Here is a 7616-nt window from a genome sequence, read left to right on the forward strand (position 1 = left end):
AGAGAATGCCAAAATTATCAAGAAATTTGTTGATTAATTTGAAATTAATACAAGATGAGTCTAGCGAATTTAGAAATTGTCGAACTTTGTGATGGTAAACATAGGTTAAATATTCCACCTCAATAATTAAATTAATTGCATGAGTAAACAGTGGAGTTGAAAGTTAGGCTACCTAATTAACTCATTCTGTTTAGCAATTCAATTTTCATACTTTCATACTTTTAATTTTTCATCTCGTCTCAAAAATAAAGACTCAAGTTATGCCAGTAATATTAAAGATTTTCTTGGCAATATTCAACCCAGAGAATGCCAAAATTATCAAGAAATTTGTTGATTAATTTGAAATTAATACAAGATGAGTCTAGCGAATTTAGAAATTGTCGAACTTTGTGATGGTAAACATAGGTTAAATATTCCACCTCAATAATTAAATTAATTGCATGAGTAAACAGTGGAGTTGAAAGTTAGGCTACCTAATTAACTCATTCTGTTTAGCAATTCAATTTTCATACTTTCATACTTTTAATTTTTCATCTCGTCTCAAAAATAAAGACTCAAGTTATGCTAGTAATATTAAAGATTTTCTTGGCAATATTCAACCCAGAGAATGCCAAAATTATCAAGAAATTTGTTGATTAATTTAAAATTAATGCAAGATGACTATAACTAATTTAGAAATTTTTGAGTTACTACATGAAACCGCAAAAGGTTTGCTATGGATGAGTGAATCTGATTATCCCTTGGAAGCTTTGACTTGGCAATTTGGTGAGAAAATTTTACTAGATAATGAAGTGGTTTTGAAAATTACTAAACATTCTTTGGATACTCCAATTAAAGTTATAGAATTTGATACTTTTTTTCAAGGTGTAGTTACTCGTAAAGATTGGCATAATTCAGAAGAAGCTGATCGAGTGAAAAGATATCAGGAAATTGTCAGGCTAATGAAACAATATTTAAGTAATTTAAAAGTCTATAAAGTGGGTGAAATTGAAATTTATGTTTATATAATTGGTAAGACTAATTCTGGAGATTATGCTGGTGTAGCTACAGTTTCTATTGAGACTTAAATATTATAAATCAATACAGTTCATTTCAGGATTTTTTTAAGAAGGAAGAAGGTAGAAGGAATAAGAAAAGTAGATAAGTCGATAGATATATACATTAATGGATAATTGATAAATGATTAATCTTAGACTAGAAAAATGTTTTTCCAACTGTTCCCTATTCCCTATTCCCTCTTTTCTACTGATTATCAACTCGACTTTCAATCGCATCTTGAATTTCTTGAGGAACTTTTGAAAGAAAATCATAACCAGTAGCACTTTCAATTTTATCTACAGAAACTCGGTAAGCTTTCCAATCACTTCTAATCCGATTAGAATTAGGCATATCCACTGCAATAACTCTAGTATTTTTATTAACTTCTCTCACGCCACTACCTGGTTTTAAAACTACGATAATTTTCCATGTCCGACTAGGAATAGTTAGTTTTCCACTGGCAAGAGTTGATTTTTTTCTATATCCTCCAGCAACAATATAAAGTTCATTTCCTTGTCGTACAAGTTCGCGAGAATATTGTTCTAACTCTCGCCAAGTTTCCCGATTATTATCTGGACTCTGGGGAATTATATTTGTCATTAAAAATGTGGCTGAATTATCATTTTCATTAGCAGTCCGGTCTGCTGAAGGAATTAAATGTCCTCGATCATAACCACTATTTCTATAATCATTTGGTCTGACCTGATACCAGTCTTCAGGCAAACTCTCATCTGGGCGAAAATCATCCTGTCTTTCTACATTTCCTAACCAAGATTTATTGAGTTGCCAACTCACCCAATTTGCTGTTCCTTTATTTCGGTTATATGACAATACATATTGGGGTTTTTCCATTAAAAAATTATCTGAATTTTCGATAGAAGTTGTGGCATTACTTGGGTTTCCTAAAGTGATATGAACTTTGGGAGATGGTTTGAGAAGTAGAGAACATCCACTGGTAAGTGTAAGTAAAAGTATTGTGATTCCTAGAGAGATTTTCCGGGATAATCTTAGCATTTGTTCTTCTTTGTTATGTTGGTTTTACTATAGCAATATGATTTAAGTTGTGAGATATTGGATACTTTTAGGGAGCAGGGAACGGGAAACAGAGAACAGAGAAGAAAAAAAATGAATATGTATGAATATAATAACTGCTATATTCTATACTTTTAAGAAACACCTCAATTCTCACAGAAGTAGTCATTTTAGAAAAGATCTATAAAAATAAATCTTCAAACAGTGGGAAACCGGGTTTGTTAACAATAATTGATATTTTTATCAAAATTATCAAACTAGAAACCTAGTTTATTATACCAATTCCCAAAAGCATTGCTATACTTAGGTCGCACTTCAGTTATTAAGTAATTAACACAAGGTAAATCACTTTTTTGCTAAAAACAGCCCAGTTAATGTTTATTATTCTTATGTTGTACGGACGTTGTATGCAACGTCCCTACCCCCAAATTCCCCACGCTTCCCCACCCGATCGGGTATAGCATTCTTTTTGAGAAATGGTATTAGCTGGGTTAAGGCAGATATAAATCTGGTTGGATGATAAAGTATTGCTATACTTAAGCAACACTTCAATTATTAAGTAATTAATACAAACATTTGAAACCTTTTTGATAATTATTAGCTAGGAGCGTCTTAATTATTCGGTAGTGGTAAACAAGTAATGATTTTACTCGTTTAACTTGTGGCAATTGAAGGTATTTAGTAACTCACATCCTTACATCTTTAGGACTACCAATTATTCTTATGTTTACTGAAAAATTGTGGGTATGCGCCTCCCCTTTTAAGGGGGTAAAAAGCGGTCGGAAAGCGGAGCATGACCTTAGGATGGAATGCTGAGGAAACCTAGCCATATCCAATCTCCCAAAAGAGAAAAGTGCTCTTGAATTTCCTTATATTCAATTCCCGTACGGTTTTAACCTTCTTGTAATTATCCATTATCCATTATCCATTAATGAATCTCTATTCCCTACTCCCTTATTTTCATAGCTAATGGGATAATTTTTTATTTGGAAGTCCCTAAGACTATTTGCAGAAGATTGATAGGAGAGACTTCCTATACCATTCTATTGCTAATTCTTCGCCACAGTCTCTCACAAAATAATTGAATCCTGGTGCAGAGTTAGCTTCAATCAGCCAAAGTTTATCATCTTTATCGAAAGCTATATCTAGCCCTGTATATCTTAATTCACAATTTTCAAATATGGGTTTACAAAAATATCCTATTCGTTCTAAAAAATTTTTATCCAAGACAATTTTAGCTTTTCCTCCCTCCCAATGTAATCTACTTAAATTTCCAACAAATTTTGCTTCAGTAATACTCTTCTCATAGACACAATGTAAATCGCCTTCTAGAAATAAAGCTCTAAATTCCTTGTCAATCTCAATGTATTGTTGACTAATAGCTGAATGTTTACCATGACACAGATTTTTGAGTGTATATTTATTTTCCTACAGCCGTTAGCAAGGTACTCAGGATATACAAATATCAGTGTAAAGGGAACAGGAAAGTCTTAAAAATAAAATCTACATCTCCTTTACTTCAACTGCTATCTATTAAATCACTCTGAGAAGTTAATCTGTATGAAGGAATCAAGTTAATTACAAATTTAAAACATAAAATTTATTTGCCACTATTAGACATCTCCAAAAATAAAAAATCCAATCAATTATCGAGTCAATTATTTCCTCCTACTCCCTACTCCCTACTCCCTACTCCCTCTTTTCTGGAGATGTCTATTGTGGCATAGGCAACACTAAAGCATCAAACAATTGTGACAACTTAATTTAAAGTCACCTGCTATTTATCAAAAAATAATAGAGATTTATACTTGAAGCTGTTGAATATTTTTTTGAGATTTTTTCACCCAACATTCAATATCTTAATTAATAAATTCTGCTATACCTAAGTAACGAATTTCTTGAGGAGTAACTACAAATCTACAAGGCAAAATTTCTACCCCTTTGATCATAGCTTCTCTTAAAAGTTTACCATAATCAGGGTCGGCAATATCTCCAGGAGCAAACTGATAACAATCACCACGATTTATCAAAAATAAACATACCGCCCTTTCCCCTTGTTCAACTACCTCTATTAACTCCCGTAAATGTTTTTGCCCCCTCTCCGTAACCGTATCTGGAAATAAAGCAACTCGTCGATCTGCCCAAGTAGTATTCTTCACCTCAAGATAAATATTTTTAGTCTCGCTAATTAACTTAAAATCTACCCGACTTCTCCTTTCTCTCCCATAAACAACTTCCTTTTTAATTTCCTGATAATTTCCCAATTCAGGAAACAAATATTCTGCCAAAGCTAAATTAATAATTCGATTTGGCAAAGCCGTATTAATTCCCACCCAAGTCGGTTCATTATCCCTTACTTCAATTAATTCCCAAGTATAAGCCAATTTTCTTTTAGGATTATTACTATGAGAAACCATCACATTACTTCCTGGAATAGAAACTCCAGTCATCGGACCTGTATTCGCACAGTGAGCAGTAATAATTTCTCCAGACTTTAACTCTATATCTGCCAGAAATCTTTTATAACGTTTAATTAAAATTCCTGGTTCAAGAGTGGGGTATTTATAAGAGAACTTTGGTTGATTATTCATAATTAATGAGGGAATAGGGAATAGGGAATAGGGAACAGGGAACACAGACGAAGCCAGTTAAGAAACTCTTAGGTATTGACGCGCGGAATCACCAGTTTACTAACAACCAGTGATGGAGAAAAAGTTGCTAACCCTAAAAATCTGAACAAGCTATACAAAAAACTGAGGTGAACTGCTAAAGTCTCTGTGTAGGAAAACTTCATGGTCAAATAACTATCAAAAAGCACGGCTGAAAGTAGCCAGGATACACGCTCGAATTAAAGATTCAAGACTTGAGTATACCCATAAGCTAACCACTCAACTAATCAAAAGATACCAAACGATAGTAGTTGAGGATTTAGCAGTAAAAAACATGGTCAAGAAGCGGTGCGACCCCGCGACGACGCCAGCTCGCTTGCGGAACGCGCACCAAGAGATCGCAAGTTAGCTAGAGCAATAAGTGATGCTAACTGGGGAGAACTGGTAAGACAGTTAGAATACAAAGCTGAATGGTATGGACGGGAATTAATCAAGATTGACCGATACTTTCCTAGTTCGCGCGCGTTGCTCTAATTGTGGACACATAGTAGAGAAATTGTCTCTAAGTATCAGAGAGTGGGATTGCCCAGAGTGTGGTAGTCACCATGACCGCGACATTAACGCTTCGGTAAATATTTTGGCTGCGGGACTTGCAGTGTCAGCTCCAGTTGCTCATGGGGGAGACCCCCTTTGGCGGCGCTGGCAAGTCTTTAGGAGCGACTGTAAGACCATTCGGGAGTAAATCCCGGAAGGCGGGTGCTATATTAGCGTTAGCGAGAGCTACCGTAGCAAGAGGCAGCTCCTCTGCGCATAGGCAGCAGAAAGCTCCTACCAGTGATCTTAGGGAATCCCGGGCTGTCTCGTAGAGCAGCGTCGGGAGGATGTTAACCCTAGCCTTATTCTATTTTGAAGATTTATAGGACTTACGCAAAGACCATGTATGTAGTGTTAAAAACTATAGCGCTATAGTTTTTGCACTCTATATCATAGTACCCCTGCGTAAGTCGTGATTTAGTTGGTTCACAAGTATTTTCATGCTTATTTTACCGAAAAATAAAGGTTTAAAGCCTCTTCTTTCAAGGAGAAAAAAGAAAATTTTTTTTCTTTTTAACCAATCCTATCCGTTTTTAAGAAGAGGTAATTATTAATTATTAATTATTAATTATTGAAAAGCAGTCTCTTGTAGCAAATCTGGTTATCAAGAGTGCCTTTTTCAAATTCCCCTACTCCCTTACTCTCCTACTCCGCTATCAACCTTATTTTCTGGTTTATAATTATCAGGAAATAAAATTTTAGCTATAGCTTTTGCGCTTCTTCCTTCTCGCCACAACCAGTGATTATCCTGACCTTTTTCTCGAATATGAACTATACCCTCATCTATAAGAGGAGAAATTTCATCAAAATTAGAAAAGGTAGAACCAATTTTTTCCGGCCAATTAACTTGATGTTTAATAACAGGATAATCAGAAGCAATAATATAACATCCACAAGAAGCAGCATCACTAATTACTCCACTTGTTCGGTAGTAATAACGGTCTTTTTCATAATGAATTACTAAAATATCTATTTCAGTTAAAATCTGGACATATTCTTCTTGTGTAGTAGTGTCAGAAAGAGTGACATTAAGTTCATCTAAATAATCTGGTTTTTGACCAAAAGGTGTTCCAATTACCAGTTTGCATTGATGCTCTGAAGATTTAATATATTCTTGTAATTTATCAATTACCTGAGCGATAGGTTTATCTGGGCGAATCATTCCTACAACACCAATTTTAATTGGCACATTGGAGGGTAATCTTTCTCCTGGTAAAAATTTAGGTTTAGCTTCACTAATAATAGGATGAGGAATTATGTATTTAGATGTATCTGGTAATCTAAATTTTTCAGGAAGTACATCATCATCTACTTCAAAAGTAGCAACTTTGAGATTTTTAAATAGGTTTAAATAAGCTTTTAGATAGAGTAATCCCCAAAATTTAATTTTGTTAGTCATGGCAAATTGCTGATTGCCATGTAAACATATTAAAACTTCTTTCCCTCGTAATGCCATGAGAGCGAATAAAGGCATAACAAATAACAAATGTTGATTGTAAAGCTCGAAAATAAAAATAGTATCAACATCAGAAAATTTGAGGGATCTTAAACCCATAGAAATGTGGCGATACTCACGGCGAACCTGTAAACCTATTGAGTATTTAATAGATTGACTGAAATTTAGAATCCATTTAGGAAGAGGAACTTCTAAAGAAATAAATCCGATTTTTTGAGACTCAATATATTCTTCTAGAAGCAAAAAATCTTTGAGTCCATCGTGCATTAATTTCATAATTTTATTCGCTACTATCTATTGGATAAGTTTTTCTATAATATTTCACAGTAGATGTGAAATACATTAATTTATGTCAAATTATACTATTGCCACTACGCGGAAATTAAAAGTCATGCATTTAAAAGTATTGGTTAGTAAGGCTTTTAGGATTTTGTAACTGGTCAGTTATTTCCGCCATCCTGCACTAGGTAATTCTCTAGACTAAACTATTTTAGGGACTTCCAAATAAAAAATTATCCCATTAGCTATGAAAATAAGGGACTAGGTCGGAGGGAGTAGGTCGGAGGGAAGAAATTGAAAAAGTAAGGGAGTAGGAAGTAACCAGTTAACGCGATTAGTAGAAAAATTGGGATAATTTATTTTCTGCTATTCCCTTAATCTTACCTACTTTTAGTAGATAGATTTTATCTTGACAAATATTGTAATTAGCACCTACTTTTCTTGCAGTTTGCTTTGACTTTCTAATGCATGAATTTAGGAGGATTAACTTTGATACCTTTACGTTTTCCAGTACAAATCAAGGGGAAAAAGCAGTCCTTAGATGGCGAGGTTTCTCTCTGAATGCAGAGCCGCTCCGAAGTACGCCATATCCAATCTCCCCTAGAAGA

The 7616-nt window shown here is 34.3% G+C and carries 8 protein-coding genes; 4 read left to right on the forward strand and 4 right to left on the reverse strand.

Annotated features, from left to right (window positions below; translation table 11 throughout):
- Nucleotides 1-656: 656 nt before the first annotated feature.
- Nucleotides 657-1067 carry a nuclease A inhibitor family protein gene (locus F6K22_RS11240; RefSeq protein WP_293097152.1) on the forward strand — a complete coding sequence of 137 codons (411 nt, stop codon included), beginning with the start codon at nt 657-659 and terminating at the stop codon, nt 1065-1067.
- Between the two features lie 175 nt (nt 1068-1242).
- Here F6K22_RS11240 and F6K22_RS11245 read toward each other — a convergent pair whose 3' ends face one another.
- From F6K22_RS11245 to sfsA, 3 genes are all read right to left on the reverse strand, one after another.
- On the reverse strand, nt 1243-2052 hold the full coding sequence (locus F6K22_RS11245) for a DNA/RNA non-specific endonuclease (protein WP_293097154.1): 810 nt from the start codon (nt 2050-2052) through the stop codon (nt 1243-1245).
- A 1020-nt stretch (nt 2053-3072) separates the two neighbouring features.
- A complete protein-coding gene (locus F6K22_RS11250; protein ID WP_363273330.1) occupies nt 3073-3474 on the reverse strand; it encodes a YheC/YheD family protein in 402 nt (133 codons plus the stop codon).
- Nucleotides 3475-3929: 455 nt separating this feature from the next.
- The gene (gene sfsA / locus F6K22_RS11255; protein ID WP_293097155.1) at nt 3930-4661 is read right to left on the reverse strand and encodes a DNA/RNA nuclease SfsA; all 732 of its coding nucleotides are present in this window, start codon (nt 4659-4661) and stop codon (nt 3930-3932) included.
- 244 nt (nt 4662-4905) lie between these two features.
- On the opposite strand from sfsA, the gene F6K22_RS41925 reads away from it, so the two are divergent.
- The 3 genes from F6K22_RS41925 to F6K22_RS41935 are packed head-to-tail and all read left to right on the forward strand — an operon-like array spanning nt 4906 to nt 5421.
- Nucleotides 4906-5088 carry a transposase gene (locus tag F6K22_RS41925; RefSeq protein ID WP_363273332.1) on the forward strand — a complete coding sequence of 61 codons (183 nt, stop codon included), beginning with the start codon at nt 4906-4908 and terminating at the stop codon, nt 5086-5088.
- Nucleotides 5028-5213: a zinc ribbon domain-containing protein gene (locus F6K22_RS41930; RefSeq protein WP_363273326.1), complete on the forward strand. Its 186-nt coding sequence runs from the start codon at nt 5028-5030 to the stop codon at nt 5211-5213. The genes F6K22_RS41925 and F6K22_RS41930 overlap by 61 nt, the downstream gene beginning before the upstream one ends.
- A 22-nt stretch (nt 5214-5235) precedes the next feature.
- Nucleotides 5236-5421 (forward strand): zinc ribbon domain-containing protein, encoded by a 186-nt coding sequence (locus F6K22_RS41935; RefSeq protein WP_363273328.1) that lies wholly within the window; start codon nt 5236-5238, stop codon nt 5419-5421.
- 489 nt (nt 5422-5910) lie between these two features.
- On the opposite strand, the gene F6K22_RS11265 is transcribed toward F6K22_RS41935, so the two are convergent.
- Nucleotides 5911-7005 (reverse strand): glycosyltransferase family protein, encoded by a 1095-nt coding sequence (locus F6K22_RS11265; protein WP_293097157.1) that lies wholly within the window; start codon nt 7003-7005, stop codon nt 5911-5913.
- Nucleotides 7006-7616 lie beyond the last annotated feature (611 nt).

It is taken from the genome of Okeania sp. SIO2F4 (genome assembly GCF_010672385.1).
Taxonomy (GTDB): domain Bacteria; phylum Cyanobacteriota; class Cyanobacteriia; order Cyanobacteriales; family Microcoleaceae; genus Trichodesmium.

Coding starts and splice junctions, on each gene's coding strand:
- F6K22_RS11240 (WP_293097152.1), top strand. CDS start 657: ATGACTATAACTAATTTAGAAATTTTTGAGTTACTACATGAAACCGCA.
- F6K22_RS11245 (WP_293097154.1), bottom strand. CDS start 2,052: ATGCTAAGATTATCCCGGAAAATCTCTCTAGGAATCACAATACTTTTA.
- sfsA (WP_293097155.1), bottom strand. CDS start 4,661: ATGAATAATCAACCAAAGTTCTCTTATAAATACCCCACTCTTGAACCA.
- F6K22_RS11265 (WP_293097157.1), bottom strand. CDS start 7,005: ATGAAATTAATGCACGATGGACTCAAAGATTTTTTGCTTCTAGAAGAA.